The following is a 17,572-nucleotide window of genomic DNA, read 5'->3' as shown; positions in this document are numbered from 1 at the left end:
TGGGCGCTAGACGAGGACGTTACTACCAAGTACCAGATTTGTCGCAGTGAAATTACTCAAAGTCGCCAAGGTGAAAAAGTAAGAACCAATACCATAAGAAGAGTAATTAACTTGGGTAGAAGTACCCGACTGCACAAACTGTAAGTAGCCATCTAAAATGGGATTGCTGCCACTGTAGCCAAGATTCTTAAACGCTTCAGTCAGGACTAACTTATCCTCGCTCTGATTAAAGTCAGTGATGGTATCATCAAGATAACTCAAGGTTTGGTAGATGAACTGGTCATGACCACTACCGCCAGTCAGAGTATCGCGATCTGCACCACCAATTAGGGTATCATCGCCAGCACCACCAATGAGAGTATCGTTATCGTAAATTTCACCACCGCGTAGTAGGTCGTTGCCACTCTTGCCATCAATGCGGTCATTACCCCCCTGACCATTAATGACATCATCTGAGTTGTCAAATCCATCGACATTGTTGTTCAGGTCATTCAGAAAGGTGACTGTGTTTTTATTGAAGATGGTGCTTTGGGTAGAGTTGGCATTAAAAACATCAAAGCTGTCACGAATGTTGCTTTGCTCATCAAACAAGATATTGCCCAGCGTTGATAGGTTGTCTAGGTTTTCCAGGGGAAAGTTTTGTAGGATAACTTTGTCATCAGCCACCCCTTGAAAGCTCAGTTCCAGATTATTAGCATTCTGGGTGATTAGCAGATTTCGGGCTGTCAATCCAGCACCTTGGAATTTTAGCGTATCCAATTCGCTAGCGATCGCTGCCGAGGGATTTGAACCTTTTCCTAACCCGCCGAAATCGGTGATGATATCAACACCATCACCTAAATTGTAAACAAATTTATCTTTGCCACCGCCACCAGTTAAGATGTCGTTGCCTTGATTACCTGTGATGGTATCATTCCCGGCTTGAGCGTTAATTATGTCACCATAATTGTTGCCCATTAGATTATCAGCGTCATTGGTTCCATTCAGCCCGTTGAACTCTAAGGCACCAATATCAACTGTACCCTTAGATATTCTGTCAAATCCAGCGCCGCGTTGGTCTGTGGTAATACCTGCTGGAAGTAGAGCATTATTGCCTGCGTTAATGGCGGGACTATTCCCAATTAAGGCATTAGTAAAGGTTGCACCGCTGTTATCTTGCAGGGGGCTAAGTTTGGGGTCAATGGAGTTGGCGCTGGTGCCGATGAGAATGCTGGTAGTAAAGCCAGTGCTACCAGTGTTATCACCAACTAGGTTGTTGCCAAGGTCGGTAAAGTTTCCTTCAACATCAGGGTTAATGATAGAGCTTCCTCCTTGAACCAAGTTGCCTGCAATGATGGTATTTCCAACGATAATAATGGCATCAGATTCATTGAAAACACCTCCATTCTCAGCTTCAATGTTGTAACTACCTCTTGCCTGGTTATTGGTAATAGTGTCGTTGGTGAGAGTAAGAGTGCCGTTGTTGTTATAAATGCCACCGCCTCTAGAAAATACATTATTGTCAGAGACTGTGCTATTAGTCAGGCTAAAAGTACCATCGTTAAAGACACCACCGCCGTCTCCTGCTCCATTACCAGAGAGAGTGCTTCCTGTTATATCGACAGTGCCAGAGTTATAAATGCCACCACCATAGGATGGGTAGATGTTAGGACTACGGTACGATACACCTTCGGCATATGCTGTATTATTAGAGACAGTGCTTCCCGTTATTTTGAGAGTGCCTGTGTTAAATATGCCGCCACCGTAGGCATTGAATAAATCGTAGAGGTATGCTCTATTCCCAGAGACAGTACTATTAGTCAGACTGAGAGTACCTGTGTTAAATACACCACCACCTAATGTTGATCCCCGATTTCCAGAGACAGTGGTGTTGGTCAAGTTGAGGTTGCCTCTGTTAAAAATGCCTCCTACTGCTCCTTGGTTGTCTGAGATCGTGCTATTAGTCAAGTTGAGGCTGGCATTGCTATCAAGGAAAATACTGCCATATATGACATCATTAGCATTGGCAATCTTCAAGCCATCAATACTGACATCTGTCCCTGTGCCCGTGATTTCCAATACACTGGAGGCATTATTGCCGCTGATGCTCAGTTGAGATGCTCCAGTTCCCACAATGGTTACATCATCAGTAATCGTCAGTTGCCCAGAAGTAAGGGTGATGATATCTGGGGTAGCATCAGTGAACACGCTGCCTGCAAAGGTAATCGTATCCGCCCCAGCAGTCGCGTTGGCATTCAGGAGCGCCTGCCGCAACGATCCTGCTCCAGAATCGTTGGTATTAGTCACTATTGTGTCAGTGTTAACAGGTAGCGGGTTGATGGGAGACTGGACTTCATAAGCACCAATATCAACTGTACCGTTGAAAATTCGGTTAAATCCAACACTTCTTTGGTCAGTAGTGACATTAGTTGCAACTAGGGAATTATTGCCTGCGTTAATGGCGGGACTCTCTGCAAGTAAGGCATGAGTTAAGGTTGCACCACCGTTATTTTGCAGCGGCTCGAGTTTTGGATTAATGGGGTTGGCGCTTGTGCCCACTAAGGTGCTAGTGGTAAAACCAGTACTACCAGTCTGATTACCAATCAGGTTATTGCCCGAATCTCTGAAACTGCTGCCGGACACGTCGGGGTTGATATCGCCAGAGCTAGATTTGTCGAAGTTGCCTGCAATAATGGTGTTGCCCACAACGGTGAGTGGGTTCTGAAGATAAAAATCAGGCTCAAGACTGAAAATACCACCACCATTACCAACACCATCGCCGTTCGAGTCAGCGGTGTTATTGGTAATCGTACTGTTGATGAGGTTAAGGTTGCTAAGATTAGAAATTCCACCCCCATCTTCTAATGCCTTATTGTCAGAGACAGTGCTATTAGTCAGGGTACTTGTACCGAAGCTAAAAAAAGAAGTTCCTCCGTTATTAATACCGGCGCCGTTGTTCGCCGTATTGTTAGAGACAGTGCTATTGGTAAGCTTGAAGTCGCCTTCGCTATAAATGCCGCCACCGCTGGAAGTTGCCGTATTGCCGAAGACGCTGCTTTCGGTTAGGTTGAGGACGCCTTCGCTATAAATGCCGCCACCGCTGGAGGTTGCAGTATTGTCAGAGACGCTGCTTTTAATTAAGTTAAGGACGCCTTGATTAGATATAGCGCCGCCGCTAGAGATTGTCGTATTGCCAGAGACATTAGTATTGGCAAGTTTAAGGGTGCCTTTGTTATTAATACCGCCGCCGCTGGAGGTTGACGTATTATCAGATACATTACTATTGCTTAGGCTAAGGAAGGTATTGGTATCAACCAAAATACCGCTATCATTGCCGTTAGCAATTTTTAAACCATCAATACTGACGTCTCTCCCGAATCCCGATATCTCAAACACCCTAGAGGCATTATTTCCGCTCACGGTGAGCTTTGATGCTCCAGTTCCAAGAATGGTGACATCATCGGTAATTGTCAGTTGCCCAGAGGTGAGAGTGATAATATCTGGCGTGGTATCGCTGAATATACCCCCAAAGGCGATCGCATCATCCCCAGTAGTCGCATTAGCTAAGTTAATTGCCTCGCGGAGTGTTGTGATACCATTGTTTGTATCACCATCATCTGCGTCTTGGGTATTATTTACTGTGAAGGTCGCCAGTACTCCCGCGTAAGCTTTCTGCGTCGTTTCTGCAAACGCTAAACTCACTTCCATATCAGTGGTGCGTACTTCCAGTTCCCAGTTACCTCCTAATGCCGCACTGCCTATGAGCTGACGCGAAGCAGCAATATTCGCTCCTGTAAGTTGATGTAATTTAGCAACAAATTCTGACCCCACATCACCTGCAGCTACATTACAACCATAGATGAGTAAGTTTGCTACAAAATCTGTAGCAAATGGAACTAATCGTTGATCTGTTTTGGACGAGGTGGAAAATATCTTCTGCCATTGTTGCAGTTGCTGGCTATGGTATTCGAGGGTATCGAGTCCCAAGTGAGTATTGCCCAGTTGTAAGCTACCAGGGACACCGTGGCAAACAATATGAATGCTGCTAAGATTCTGGTCAGCATGAGTTGCCAAAATCTCCGTAATTTGCTCAACACCGTTCTGCGTCGGCTCAATAACGAATACTTCGGTGTTGGGGATAACACCATTAATTAAACTCTGATAATCTTCAACTGCCGTGTCGATGAAGACCAGGTTATGCGTATATGAAGTGGGAATTACGGAATTTAATTGGAAGTGTGGAGTATGTAACGTTGCCATTTTATTACCTTAAACTAAGGTTATGAGTTCAACTCAAACAGACTGAAGCTTTGTCATTACAGGGTTTTCACACAATTATTAACAGTAATAATGAATTATTTGTTACTATTAATTTCCTTTGTTTATCATCAGGCAAATTGCTGTTTTTGTAAAGCAGTATTTCAGGAGTGCTGATAAATGAACTGTTGAGTGACTCTGGAAACAAACGAGGAATAGAAACTAGGACGCAATGCTTGGCTTGCTTCAATCTGGAGTAATTAGAACTCAAAAATCAAAAGACTTTTATTCTCTGTTTTGACTGCTGTGTTGAATGATATTTATATCTCTGCTTTGTTGTACTAGAGTTAGATGCCAGGTATTGGGAAATAGGAAATAAGGCTGTAGTGACTTAAAATAGCAGATTCAGTCTTGATAATTTTGAAGTTTTACCCCGATTTATCGAGCCGTTACTGAATAAGTCTTTAAGCTAAGTAACTGGTTAGAAGCGCTCTTAATCAGTAGAAAGTGGTCAATTTTACGCACTACTTACTACTTTTGAGTAGTCACTGAAGACCTCAATAATTATGTTGATTTATACTCAGTTACTTATCTTTATTTTTTATACACATCTCAAAGATTATGCGAATCATACATATTTTGAACCACGTTCAAGAAATAGGTAACGGTATTGTGAATGTGGCTGTGGATCTGGCTTGTCTACAGGCAAAATCTGGTTATGAGGTAGCGGTTGTTTCTGCTGGTGGTGAATATGAGGCTTTACTAGATATTTGTGGTGTCAAACATTACCAACTAGACCAAAGCAGGAAACCGATAAATACGATCAAAGCAGCTATGCGTTACCGAGCGATCGCAGCTGAATTTCAACCGGATATTGTTCATGCCCACATGATGACAGGCATAATATTAGCACGTATTTTTAAGGGACACAAGTATGCTTTAGTTTCTACAGTCCACAACGAATTTCAGCGTGCCAGCCTGCTAATGGGTTTAGCTGACAGGGTAATTGCTGTCAGTAAGGCTGTGCGTGATTCTATGATTAGGCGTGGTATTCCAGAAAACAAGTTGCGGGTAGTATGTAACGGAACTTTGGGCAGTCCCCGCACCCGACAGATACAAGATTATCAACCTTTACCATTACAGCATCCAGCGATCGCCACTGTAGCCGGGATGTATCAACGCAAGGGCATTGCTGAGTTAATTGCTGCCTTTGAACAAATTGCCTCAGATTTTCCCCAAGCCCATCTTTATTTGGTCGGAAATGGCCCTGATAAACAGCTATTTGAGGCACAAGCAGAAGCAACTTCGGTAAAGGAACGCATTCATTTTGAAGGCTTTCAACCAGAACCTCAACGCTATCTGATATCTTGTGACATATTTGTGCTGGCTTCCCACCGTGACCCTTGCCCTTTGGTACTTTCGGAAGCTAGAGAAACTGGAACTGCGATCGTCGGCACTCAGGTAGACGGAATTCCTGAAGCTTTAGACAATGGGCAAGCGGGTCTTTTAGTACCACCAAAAGATAGTAATGCTTTGGCTGTGGTCTTGGTACAATTACTGAGTAATGCCGAGATGCTGCACGAGTGGAAACAACGGGCAAATAAAAACCTACAGCGGCTGAATGTTGCCCGCGTCCATCAGGAAACACTGGCAGTGTATCGTGAATTAATTACAGAATAAGGGGGGCATGGGGCATTGGTGATTATCAGTTATGTTTTACTAGTCCCCAGTCCCCAGTCCCCAGTCCCCAGTCCCCAGTAATATCATGTTCGGGTAAAGCACTTATCATTTAGACCGCAGGGGTGCAGGGAGCAGGGAGAAAGAGATTTTCCTGATTTTTGCACGGATGCGGTAATCATAAGTAATTAACCGGACTTGATATAACAGAATTAACAAAGCGATCGCTTTACTTTTAAAGCTACGCCTAAAGCGCCAAAGACCAGTACACTCAAAACGTTAGTTGATTCAGGAATAGCGGTGTAATAAGCAGCCACTCTGATAGGTCCATCTTTATCCTCTACCTCTGCTGGTATTGGTGGAATAATTCCACCACCTGGCGCTAGATTAGGCAGGGTAGCGAATGGATTGTAAAATAGAGTTCCGTTTGGGATTACGCCACCACTAAAAGTGATAGTACTACCATCAACGGTAATGTCTGTAAAAATATTTTTTAGATCAGGATTAGCAGAGTAACCAATCTTTCCATCTCCATTAACATCTCCCCACTGCACTGGTTCATTATCAAATGGTGGAGTAGAATTCGGATTACTATAGGACAGCGTTTTTAAATCAAAGACCAAGCTATTTATATCGTACCCGGTGGCATTTAGAAAGTTATTAGCTACATCTGGAACACCGTATTCTATTACTTGCCCTGGTAGATAGTCTGTAAGGGTTCTTGGCTTTTTCGTGTCGAGTATGTCTTGATTTTGAGTCGTCACAATGGGTTCTACAAAGATGACGGCTCTTGCTGGTGTCCAAGACAAAAAACTAATTCCTGCTGTTCCTAGAACAGACAAGGCTATTTTTGTTGTAATTCTAGTCATATTTGTGTCCTTTTGATATTGATTAACAGAATGCTATACCGCGTGGGTTAAATCAAACAGCAAAAACCCACTTTGAAACTGCTATCTACCTGCTAGATAAATAGTGGTTAATGTGTGATTGCTAACTGAGTTTATATCTACTCATAGATTGATTTATAAAGCAATTCTTGTAATGCTTTATCACGAGAACTAGTAATTTTACGCAATCTTTATAAAAAATCTAAATTAGAACTTATTGATTGACAGATTAGACAATATGTGTTTAATTTTGGTCAAATACTTATGATTAGGGGTAACGCAAAGATATAGGGACACGGAAACAAGGATTAAAGCAACTTGCAGCAGATTACCAATCGATCGTGATTGTCTCTTTCATCCGTATAGCCGCTCTAAAGCATCAACGCTTACGAAAAGCCTCCTCGTCTAGGGAATATTTTCTACCTTTCCCTTTCCATAACGCTTAATTTATTTACTATTGAGCAAATCAAGACCATCGTCGCAGGGTTTTATGTACGTCTGCCAGATACCACATATAATCATCAATTTTGTAATTATCAGCAGCTTTCACTATATACAGCACTTCCGGCAGCTATGAGGTACATCATTAAAACTGAAAAGTATGCTAAGAAAGGGGCAAGAAAAAAAATGTGCTGCATAATAGCGGGAAGCGCTGTATTCCTGAGCTAAATCAAGATTATTTTCAGCTTCGTAATATAATCCCAAGTAAAGATGACTGTAAAAATTTCCCTTTATCCCTTCGGATTGACCAACAATTAAAACATCATCTGGTGTACAATTTCCTGCATACAAATCATATACGCGCTGCATAATCCGTCGAGGGTCATTTTTTACAGTTAGTAAAGAATTATGTGCTTCTTCAACACCTAACGAACGAGCTATGCAGAGATATCGCCATACTGTTTCTTCTACATCTTGAGCATTCACTGTCAAATCTATTTCAAATTGTTCAGTGCCCTCAGTAAATCTTTCTGCATAATAATACGACAATCCTCGTTGCCAGAGGTAGGGTTTGATACGAGCATCTAATTGCTCTGCCATATCAAAATCTTGAATAGATTCATCAATCTTGGCCAGTTGAAAGTTAACCATGCCTCGGCGAATGTAAGCATTAGGATTTTTCGGCTGATTCCGAATGGTTTCGTTCCACCGTTGGAGTTGATTTTCCAGAGAATTTGAAAAAAACATGAGTTTGTCAGTGGGTTTGGTCAGCTATTGAATTGGAATCAGATGCAGTGAATGGTTTAGGGGTTTGGCTTTCAGTTTTTAAGTCTAAAAGCGAAAGCCATCCACGAGGTAGAAGAAACTACTTACAGAATTCAGTATTGTAGAATTGCTGTCTTAAAATCAGGAAAAAACGCTCGTGGTTCCCATTAGAGATAATAATCCGACAAAAATCACGCCTTATGTAACTTATGGACTGATTGCTGCCAATGTCCTCGCTTTTCTTTATGAAGCAAGTCTTCCCCCACAAGCATTAAATGGATTTTTACACCTTGCGGCAGTAGTTCCACGAGAACTGACTTTAAGCTTTGGAGGCATCTCTGTACATCAACCAGTACCAGAGTGGGCAACTTTGATTACCTCACAATTTTTGCACGGCGGTTTCTTGCATTTAGCTGGCAATATGTTGTTTCTGTGGATTTTTGGTAACAACGTTGAAGATAAGTTAGGTCATGCCAAATATTTGCTGTTTTATTTATCTTGCGGTATTTTGGCATCCTTGACCCAGTGGTTCTTCGCTCAAGATTCTAGCATTCCTTCGTTGGGTGCAAGTGGTGCGATCGCAGGTGTTATGGGTGCATACATTCTCCGTTTTCCCAACGCCGAAGTTCTCGGCGTTGTACCTTTAGGGATTTTCTTCCCAACTTTCCGTGTCCCGGCATATTTCTTTTTAGGATTCTGGTTTCTGGAACAAGCCTTCTACGGTCTTACTAGTCTTGAAGCACGTACTAACATCGGTATGGAAAGCGGTGGTATTGCCTACTGGGCCCATGCCGGTGGGTTTATTTTTGGGGCAATTCTCGGCCCACTATTGGGTTTATTTAGCGATAAATCTCAGGAAGAATCTTGGTAGAAGTAATTCTTCATAGTATCGTCGTACCCCTCAATTATACTGTTTGATTTAATAGGTGAAATTGTCTAACCTTCGCAACTGCTAGCCTTACAAGCTATATTGCAGTTAGTCAATAATTTAGGAAAAACACCTGTGTTTCCCCTCTACGACGAAAATCCGACGCGAATCACCCCGTATTTCACCTACGGGTTAATTGGCATGAATATTTTAGTTTTTATTCACGAGGTGAGTCTGTCACATGGACAATTGAATCAGTTTTTAAGTCAGTATGCGGTAGTGCCTCAAGAGTTAACCACCAATTTGAGTGGAGAGTGGATAACGTTATTTACGTCGCAATTTTTACACGGTGGTTGGTGGCACTTAATTTCAAATATGGTGTTTCTCTGGGTTTTTGGCAACAATATTGAAGATCGATTGGGTCATGCCAAATATCTGATTTTTTATTTGGCGTGTGGTGCTTTAGCTGCCTTGTGCCAATGGTTTATTGGTATGAATTCTGCGATTCCTTCCTTGGGGGCAAGTGGTGCAATTTCTGGGGTTTTGGGTGCGTACATTATCCGCTTTCCCCACGCTAAAGTTATGACCTTAATATTTTTGGGATTTTTCATCACCACAATCAGAGTTCCAGCGCTAGTAATAATTGGACTTTTCATTGTGCAAAATGTGATATCTGGTCTTGCTACCCTGCAAACAGCCGCTAACATGACTGTGGAAACTGGTGGTGTTGCCTACTGGGCCCACATCGGTGGTTTTGTTTTTGGGGTAATTCTCGCTCCCCTATTTGGGTTGTTTAGGCGTGACTAAATACAGTATTTTCTAAACTCGGAGCAAATTCTCTGCGTACCTGTGCGCCCCTGGGCATTAAAATTTCCACCCTCAATTCCCCAAGGTTTTACCCAAAGTTATACAAGTAATTCCAACTTGGCAATTCACTATTGGGAAACTATTAGTTTTTGTTGGCACTTGCTGAAACTTCTTCAGATTCTTCTACAATTTTCGGTTCTACCTCAGATGTAAATGTTGATGATTGTGCAACTTCTTCAGGTACAGAAACGATGATATCAGCACCATTAATAATTGCTCCCAATAACCCTAGTTCAGATTCAACCAATTGATCGATAGCTTCACCTAGCATATTCTCTTGTGTATAGTGTGGCCGCGCCACTAGTACGATCCCATCGCTGTAGGGTTGGATTAACAAAGGATCATTGGATATGCTGAGAGAACTAGTATCTAAAATGACTAAATCGAAACGTTCACGAACATCCTCCATGAGCCGTCGCATTTCGCTAGATTCAAGAATAGCAGCGGATTGCCGCACAGGGCCAGGGCTAGGAACAATGTATAAATTTTCTACATCAGGAACTAAACGAATACATTCACTTAAATTAGCGTAATAACGCAGGGGTTCAATAGTGGCGTCGGGATCAGGAATTACTTTCAAAGATGTACAACGGGAAGGCGATCGCAAATCTGTTTCGATAATCAAGGTTCTTTTCCCAGCACGGGCAGAAGCAACACCCAAGTTATATGCACTTGCGGTTTTACCCTCTAGGCTACTGGTGCTAGTAATCAACACCACCTTTAAGTTTTTACCACCAATTCGGCGCAGATTACTACGGAATTTTTCATAATATTCTAAATAAGGAGAATCCTGGGAAAGTACCACCGGCACAGCTTCTTGATCCAAATCATCAACTGGCATTAAAGGCAATTCTCCCAACACTGCCACTTCTCGTTGCTTGAGACTCTGGCGGATATCCTCCCTGGTTTTGAAAGTCCCTTCCAGTGCTCCTAACAAAAATATTACCCCGCCACCAATCACCACACCTAATAAACCACCCACAGCTAGGGTAATAGGCACACTCTTGGGAGGTTTGAGATCGACAATGACTGTGGGGCGTCTGGCAATGCTGAGGCTGCTAGTAGTTTCTGCCTCTGCGGTTTTAGCATCGGTTAGCTTCACCTGCATTTGGTCATAGATGGCTTTTTTGAGGGCAACCTCCTGTTCTAAACGCGATCGCTCTAATTGCTTATTAGGTATCAGAGAATACTCTCGCCGTAGTTGCGCTTCTTGTTGGATTTCTTGAGTTAGTTGTTGTTGCAGCGTCTCCCGTTGGGTTTGCAAAGACACCATTTGGTTTGCTAATTGCTGGCGGGCTGGATCTAAGCTGCTTTGGGTGCGAATACCTGCAACACTACCCTGAAGCGGAGCCGCCGTCCCATCACCACCTAATACCTCCGCAGCCCGTTGTTGCAGCAATTCCTCAGCAGCTTGTTTCTGACGCAGCAACTGAACCATCGTTGGGTGTTCCGGTCGCAAATCTTTTCTCAGAACGGCGATTTGCGACTCACTTTGATAAATTTGCGCTCGTAAGTTACCAATAATTGGATCGGCACTCAAAGCAGAAGAAATATAAGCTTGTCCGACTGTTAAGCCTAACTTATTTTGTAAACTGCGAACTTGACCATCAACCCCAGAAATAGTTAATTGAATTTGCCGTTGGAGATTTTGGCTGGCAGTAATGGCGCTTAATAAGCTACCATTCTCTGCTGCCAATATTGCCGTTCGCTCTATGCGATCGTACTGTTCCAACTTCTTCTCAGCAATTTGCAATTCTCGTTTAACTTGTGGTGTGCGATCGTTAATTTTTTGAATAATTGCTTGTAATCGCCCAGTATTGATATCACTACTCAACTTGATCATCGCTTGCATCAATTCCGCCAAGACCTGTATAGCTCGTTTGGCGTCACTATCTACATATTTCAGTTCAAAGGTCGTAGACTCTAATTCTCCAGTCCTGGCGTTTTTTTTAGGTAGAGAAAGGACGATACTATCACCGAGCTTTTTCGGTTTGACACCGACTTTTTCTGCCACTGCCCCAATTATCTGGTTTGATAGTAAAACATCCTCATTCAGTTCCTTTCCTTGCTGTTGGATTTGACTACCAGTTGTAGAGAAAGAAACTGGTGGGCCATTATAAGTAAGTGCGGCAGATGCTATATAGCTAGTAGGTGGCTCTGGTTGCATAGCCACTACCGTTGACCCTGCTACAACTAAAACAAAACTAGCTAGTCCAATCCACTTATACTTATCAAAAGCAATAAGATAGCGCTTAACAATTGGTGGGGTCATGGTCGCTTCGCTCCAATTCAAAATTTAAAATGACGCTCGCAGACTCGCTAACGCTGCGCTAACAAAATTCAAAATTAGGAAGCACCAAACTCAAGATAGTGGCTTGGATATAAGGACGCTATCAACTTCCTACTGTATATATCGGTTGATATCTTTAAAATTTTTCCATTAATGAATTCAAACATAAGTTGGAGATGTGGCTTCCTCCACTCCCAACTATTTCCAGATTGTATCCTTCTTTTAAAGTCACTAATTTGAACCACCACCGAAGTTGTCAAAAAATCGCAGAAAGGATTGAACATTGAAGAAAGGTTGGGTAATAGTAGTCAGGAAATTAGTAATTCTACCGATGAGGTTCCGACCAACAACAAGAACATCATTATCTTGAAGTGCTACATTTTGGGACGCATCACCGCCCAGAGCTTTTTTAGCATCAAGTTTCTGGGTAACAGCTTGACCTCGTTCCGGATCAAAGCGAACCAGAGCGATGTCTCGCAGGTTAGCAGTGTCGAGATTTACTCCTCCCAAAGCATCTACAAATGTACTGCCGTTAGGCAGTGCTTGAATGGAAAGACCTCCCGCAGCATAATTTAAAACCCGGACTCTAATCTGTGGTACAGCCAAGGATGAACGTGCTACCAAATTGCGATCATAACCGTCATCAGTACCAACTTCCCGACGGGGTACGAGTATTGCATCTCCGTCTTGTAAGCGTAAATTAGGGATTGAACCACCATTTTGCAGTGCTGCATATAAATCAATAGTTTGTGAAATCACAGAACCATCAATCAACTTCCGCCGTATTTGCACCTGTCGTAGGTCTGCATTCAACGTTGAACCACCAGATATTAGCAAGGCATCAGCAACACGGGGTGTTGATGAATTAATCGGATAAATTCCTGGTCGAAATATTTCCCCGCTAATGGTAACTTGAACTGGTCGCGTCCCTGCCAAAGATACTACCACGATTGAATCTGGGAAAATGCGACTTAAACCCAAGCGAATTTTTTCTTGAGCTTCTTCCAAGGTTAAACCTTGTAATGACACCGTTCCCACTTGCGGCACTACGATGTTGCCTTCTGGACTAATTACAGCTTGAAAACCGAAGTCTTGACGCTGTGTTGCTAAGGCTAAAACTATTACTGGATTAACCACATAACGATTTAAACCCAAGCGAATTTTTTCTTTAGCTTCTTGCAAAGTTAAACCTTGTAAGAAAACTGTTCCCAGTAACGGCACCACAATATTACCTTCTGGGTTGATTAAAGCTTGAAAGCTCAAATCTGGAAAGCGTTGAACCGAAACGCTAATTCCATCTCCTATTCCTAAGCGGTATGGGCCAGGAGGACGCTGAAGTACAACGCCAATTATATCTCCTGGGCCCAAGAGGTAGCGGCTGAGTTGGGGGGAAATTTCGTCATTTGCACCTGGAGGTACAACCTCAGTACCTGGTACAGGCGAGGGGGGTTGCCTTGGTGATTGTCCTTGAGGTGGAAAAGGCTGGGCAACAACAAGTTGGATAGGTGTTGTTAAGAAAACTCCTACTTGAAGACTTACACAACACAGGGCGCTGAATCCACGCATATAATAACTGGGATCTATAAACATCGGTGTAGAAAATACTGATATAGGAATTAGTCGCGCCGAGTGGTTATTTTACTCTAAAAATGTCCTAGATATCTCTTTTATCTGCAAGTATTTACTAAGAGAAAGAGAAGAATTTTGCTAAATTTAATTTCTAGCTTCATATTGTTAACATCTTTTAGCTGAGTTTTAGAGTGAACGCAATTATAGAGATACTTTTGATAAATTTCTGCACAAAGGCATCTATAACAGACTTGACAAAGGGCCTGCCATCAATGCAGCTTGGACTGTTTCCCCAATAGACTGGGCTAAAGACCAAGATGTTTCTACCTGCCCTAAAGGTTCCATTGGAATCAGAATGCTCACGCCCACCCAAGGAGTGCGTTGCTTATGCCACTGTGCCAATTGATCCGCTAAGAACCAGTGTAAAGGTGATGTATTTCCGCCGTCTGGCATAGCGTACCATTGCAAGATAGCAAAGGTTTGCTGTGGTGTGGAGGCGCGAAAAAACCTCGCTTCTACTTTAGTTTCGATACTAGAAGCCAACTTTGCAGGCGGTTTCACAGTAAATTCCGCAGAACGAGATTGAGCAACATCCCACTTTCCCCAGCGTGACCTTCCCCAGCCGTTAACGTCTGTCCACTCTACCTCTGGTTGATCCATAGGCCCATTTTGCGGCAACAAAAGCAAGATTGCCTGGGATTGGGAACCTTCTTTTTTAATTACCTGCAAAGACCATTTGTGTTCACCAATTTGCTGTTCTGCTTGTTCAATGGTTTGCCAACCAGGAAGGGTTAACCCAGTCTTGCGGATCTGTCTTAACTCATTGAGGGTAGTAACAGGGGGCGGCTGTTTCCATTGCCAGTGTCCTGTCAGGTATCCGGGAATCCCTGCAATTGTCAGTAGCAGTAGCAATAACAAAAGCGCTGCTACCTGACTCAATTGGTTTTCCTTGAAAAACTTGGAGAAGGAAATCATCAGTAAAATTTGCAATACTTAGGCAAAATTTTACTTTATAAAATAACACTGTGGGTTCAGTAATATTGACAATCTACCTAATACTTTCCAATCAGAAAGGCCATTCATGTGTGGAAACCTTGATATATATGCATTGGGCATGGGTTATTTTCCTTGTCTCCCAACTCCCCAGTCCCCAGTTCAACTTTCTGCTTCTTGCTCAGTTTCTAGAGATGCTGAAAAATAGCTATTAATCCAATTGAGTAAGGGTACTAATGATACCAGCATACAAGCAGAGTAGAGATCACCACCCCAACCCTCATGCAGCCATTTAAAAGCCGCTTCTTGACCTGTACCGTGAAAGAAAGTCAGTAAGGTATTACGAATGATATTGGCACTAGTACTAACGATCGCAGCAAGAGATAAAAACGATATAGTTGTGCGGCGTGAAGACAAAGCGTCTGTCCAATAAAGCAGCATCAAGCCAACGTAAAGAGTAGTAAACAGCATTTTTAGCCCCGCACAATAGGGCGCAACTTCTACAATCCGTCCTCCCACATAGAGATTTATCTCATCCACGGTTACTTCCATCCCAAATTGATTCAGTATGAAGCCTGCTGTGCCAGCGATGAAGCTTTGGAGAGGCAAGCTATAGGGAGCAATAAGATAGGGTAATGCTGTTGGGGTTGCCAAAAATACTAGTAGCAGGGGAAATCCTTGCAATCGCAAACCTGATATTCCCTTAAACCACAAACATAATCCTACTAATATAACGGGCAAGGAAAGGTTAACCCATTCTGTAACACCGCTAAGATAAAAAATTGCTCCTAATAACAATAAAATAGCGCCCAAAGGATGGATGGTATCTGGCAAACGTTTCCACTTTTTCCGGTTCATCCAGCCCAGATAAGTAGCAAATGGTAAACCAATAATCCCGTGGCTGAAATATTCATGTTCTGTACTGATATTTTTGTGCAGCCAACCATCCAACCAATGTAGCAATATAGGAGCATAAAGTAGCAGCAAAACGCCTAAAATAGCTATATTTAACAAGCCTGATGCGTTGATGTTTTTAACCTGTTGCCGGAGTACCATGATTTTAAGTAATTCAAAAACTTTGGTGATTGATCATTAGTCATTAGTCATTAGTCATTAGCAAAGAAGAAAGAATAAATGACAATCTAACGAAAAAATGTCTAATTTGAGACGCACATTAGGCATGAATTAACTTTAGGCTATTACGCTACTAAGGTCAGCAGGCGAGGGTTCATCTGCCTGAGAAATTGTTGAGACTGCATGAGCGATCGCTGCTACAACTTCTTTAACTTGGCTACTACTCAAACCAGGATACATCGGTAATGATAATATTTGCTTTGACAACTTCTCTGCTTGGGGAAAATCTCCCAGTTGATAGCCTAAGTTGGTAAATGCTGGCTGGAGATGACAAGGAATTGGGTAGTGAATGCCTGTTTGAATTCCCGCCTCTGTGAGTTTTTCCTGGAGTTGCTGGCGTTCTATAGGGCAAGAATCATCAACTTTAATCACATAAAGATGATACACATGTCCTGTATCACTTTGGTTTTCCATAGGGATAATGCCAGCAGTTGCCAAGGGTGCTAGTTCGTTATCATACTGCTGGGCAATAGTCAGGCGATCGCGATTCCACTGTGGTAAATATGGTAGTTTCTGCTGCAAGACAGCTGCTTGCAAAGTATCCAAGCGGCTATTTGTACCTGCTTCAGTATGAAAATACTTTTGCGATGCACCATAATTTCGCAAGCGCACCATTTTCTGGGCTACATCTGAATCTCGTGTCAGCAGCATTCCTCCATCGCCAAATGCGCCCAAATTTTTGCTGGGATAGAAACTAAAAGCTGCTGCTACTCCTACTGAACCAGCGTGATATCCGTCTCTTTGGGCGAGGTGTGCTTGGGCTGCATCTTCAAAAATTAGTAGTCTGTAAGTATCGGCAAAGTTCACTAGATCGCGTGGAGATACCATCTGACCATAAAGATGCACTGGGATAATTGCTTTGGTCTGAGGCGTAATTGCCTTTGCTGCTTCTCTTAAGTCAATTAAAGCTGTTTGGCGATCGCAATCTACCAGAATTGGCTTGGCACCAGCGCGTAGCACACCAATCAATGTTGCGACAAAAGTGTTTGCTGGTAAAATTACTTCATCACCAGCACCAATATTACACGCTTGCAATCCGAGAGCGATCGCATCTGTTCCTGATGCCACACCAACTCCATATTCTGCCCCAGACACTGCCGCAAATGCTGCTTCAAAATCTGAGAGGGCTTGCCCTAAAATAAAATCTCCCTGTTCCAATACAGATTGGATTGCATCTTGTAATTGCGTTTGAATTGGTTCGTGTTGTAACTTTAAATCTACAAAAGGAACTCTAATAGTCATTTTATTCATTACCAGTTGTCCTCAAAAAATTTTTTCTCAGATGGAAAAAATAGAAAGCCTGCACAATTTTCGGCGTGAAATTGTAATAGCTTTAATCTATAAGATGGAGACTTGTATCAACTATCTAGTCCGCTATAGGTAATTCAAAATCACACCCTGTTCAGTTGAGCGCCCGAAGTTACCATCAGACTTCTTTGCAGCTGCCACTGCCAAGTTCTCTCAAAATTCCAAAAGCTGATCAACTAAGCTTTTCACTAATTTTGTAGCTTGCTTACCCATAGGGATATAGTTGGTCTATTTACGTCATCCTGTACTAGATTTGTCATCTCTGGGTGCTAGCTGTTACCAGTAAAAGCGTCCACAAATAATTACACTAATATAGTAGCAATTTAAGTAAATTCACTTTGAATATGCCAATAAAAGTTTTCCCTTATATACATAAAGAATGACAGCCCCTTTGCATTGTATCGTTAGGATTAGGTTACCCTGGCGGAATCAAAATCTAACGCAGTCTAATTGCAAAATCTCAAGCAATAAAGACTACACCAGTGCTAAATAAAGAACATTCAGCATCAGTAACTAGTAACTAGCGGATACCACATC

10 protein-coding genes and 1 pseudogene are annotated in these 17,572 nt (G+C 42.5%); 3 read left to right on the top strand and 8 right to left on the bottom strand.

All coding sequences use genetic code 11. The features are described from left to right. Nucleotides 1–6: 6 nt before the first annotated feature. Nucleotides 7–4,239: a DUF4347 domain-containing protein gene (locus HWQ44_RS11655; RefSeq protein ID WP_292718604.1), complete on the bottom strand. Its 4,233-nt coding sequence runs from the start codon at nucleotides 4,237–4,239 to the stop codon at nucleotides 7–9. A 618-nt stretch (nucleotides 4,240–4,857) separates the two neighbouring features. On the opposite strand from HWQ44_RS11655, the gene HWQ44_RS11650 reads away from it, so the two are divergent. Next, entirely contained in the window at nucleotides 4,858–5,916 is a 1,059-nt protein-coding gene (locus HWQ44_RS11650) for a glycosyltransferase family 4 protein (protein ID WP_292718602.1), read from the top strand. A gap of 209 nt (nucleotides 5,917–6,125) precedes the next feature. Here HWQ44_RS11650 and HWQ44_RS11645 read toward each other — a convergent pair whose 3' ends face one another. Beyond that, nucleotides 6,126–6,782, bottom strand: coding sequence for a hypothetical protein (locus tag HWQ44_RS11645; protein ID WP_292718600.1), 657 nt, complete (start codon nucleotides 6,780–6,782; stop codon nucleotides 6,126–6,128). Between the two features lie 484 nt (nucleotides 6,783–7,266). Further along, a pseudogene (locus HWQ44_RS11640) lies at nucleotides 7,267–7,988 on the bottom strand (hypothetical protein). A gap of 175 nt (nucleotides 7,989–8,163) precedes the next feature. Between HWQ44_RS11640 and HWQ44_RS11635 the strand changes: the two are divergent. Beyond that, entirely contained in the window at nucleotides 8,164–8,877 is a 714-nt protein-coding gene (locus HWQ44_RS11635; RefSeq protein WP_292718596.1) for a rhomboid family intramembrane serine protease, read from the top strand. 132 nt (nucleotides 8,878–9,009) lie between these two features. Then, nucleotides 9,010–9,681 carry a rhomboid family intramembrane serine protease gene (locus HWQ44_RS11630; protein ID WP_292718594.1) on the top strand — a complete coding sequence of 224 codons (672 nt, stop codon included), beginning with the start codon at nucleotides 9,010–9,012 and terminating at the stop codon, nucleotides 9,679–9,681. A 142-nt stretch (nucleotides 9,682–9,823) separates the two neighbouring features. Here the strand turns inward: HWQ44_RS11630 and HWQ44_RS11625 are convergent, their stop codons facing one another. The 5 genes from HWQ44_RS11625 to HWQ44_RS11605 all read right to left on the bottom strand — a co-directional run bounded on the left by HWQ44_RS11625 (nucleotide 9,824) and on the right by HWQ44_RS11605 (nucleotide 16,978). Further along, complete coding sequence (locus HWQ44_RS11625; protein ID WP_292718592.1) at nucleotides 9,824–12,013, bottom strand: tyrosine-protein kinase domain-containing protein; 2,190 nt, start codon at nucleotides 12,011–12,013, stop codon at nucleotides 9,824–9,826. A 249-nt stretch (nucleotides 12,014–12,262) separates the two neighbouring features. Then, nucleotides 12,263–13,621 carry a polysaccharide biosynthesis/export family protein gene (locus tag HWQ44_RS11620; RefSeq protein WP_292718590.1) on the bottom strand — a complete coding sequence of 453 codons (1,359 nt, stop codon included), beginning with the start codon at nucleotides 13,619–13,621 and terminating at the stop codon, nucleotides 12,263–12,265. 219 nt (nucleotides 13,622–13,840) lie between these two features. Then, on the bottom strand, nucleotides 13,841–14,575 hold the full coding sequence (locus HWQ44_RS11615) for a cyanoexosortase B system-associated protein (protein ID WP_292718588.1): 735 nt from the start codon (nucleotides 14,573–14,575) through the stop codon (nucleotides 13,841–13,843). Between the two features lie 180 nt (nucleotides 14,576–14,755). Then, nucleotides 14,756–15,649, bottom strand: coding sequence for a cyanoexosortase B (crtB, locus tag HWQ44_RS11610; RefSeq protein ID WP_292718586.1), 894 nt, complete (start codon nucleotides 15,647–15,649; stop codon nucleotides 14,756–14,758). Nucleotides 15,650–15,784: 135 nt separating this feature from the next. Further along, complete coding sequence (locus HWQ44_RS11605; RefSeq protein ID WP_292718584.1) at nucleotides 15,785–16,978, bottom strand: DegT/DnrJ/EryC1/StrS aminotransferase family protein; 1,194 nt, start codon at nucleotides 16,976–16,978, stop codon at nucleotides 15,785–15,787. Nucleotides 16,979–17,572 lie beyond the last annotated feature (594 nt).

The sequence above is a fragment of the Nostoc sp. JL34 genome (genome assembly GCF_017114945.1).
Classification (GTDB): Bacteria; Cyanobacteriota; Cyanobacteriia; order Cyanobacteriales; family Nostocaceae; genus Nostoc.
The sequence above is the reverse complement of the archived record's forward strand: the minus strand, read 5'-3'. Positions and strand labels throughout refer to the sequence as shown.

Coding starts and splice junctions, on each gene's coding strand:
- HWQ44_RS11655 (WP_292718604.1), bottom strand. CDS start 4,239: ATGGCAACGTTACATACTCCACACTTCCAATTAAATTCCGTAATTCCC.
- HWQ44_RS11650 (WP_292718602.1), top strand. CDS start 4,858: ATGCGAATCATACATATTTTGAACCACGTTCAAGAAATAGGTAACGGT.
- HWQ44_RS11645 (WP_292718600.1), bottom strand. CDS start 6,782: ATGACTAGAATTACAACAAAAATAGCCTTGTCTGTTCTAGGAACAGCA.
- HWQ44_RS11625 (WP_292718592.1), bottom strand. CDS start 12,013: ATGACCCCACCAATTGTTAAGCGCTATCTTATTGCTTTTGATAAGTAT.
- HWQ44_RS11620 (WP_292718590.1), bottom strand. CDS start 13,621: ATGTTTATAGATCCCAGTTATTATATGCGTGGATTCAGCGCCCTGTGT.
- HWQ44_RS11615 (WP_292718588.1), bottom strand. CDS start 14,575: ATGATTTCCTTCTCCAAGTTTTTCAAGGAAAACCAATTGAGTCAGGTA.
- crtB (WP_292718586.1), bottom strand. CDS start 15,649: ATGGTACTCCGGCAACAGGTTAAAAACATCAACGCATCAGGCTTGTTA.
- HWQ44_RS11605 (WP_292718584.1), bottom strand. CDS start 16,978: ATGAATAAAATGACTATTAGAGTTCCTTTTGTAGATTTAAAGTTACAA.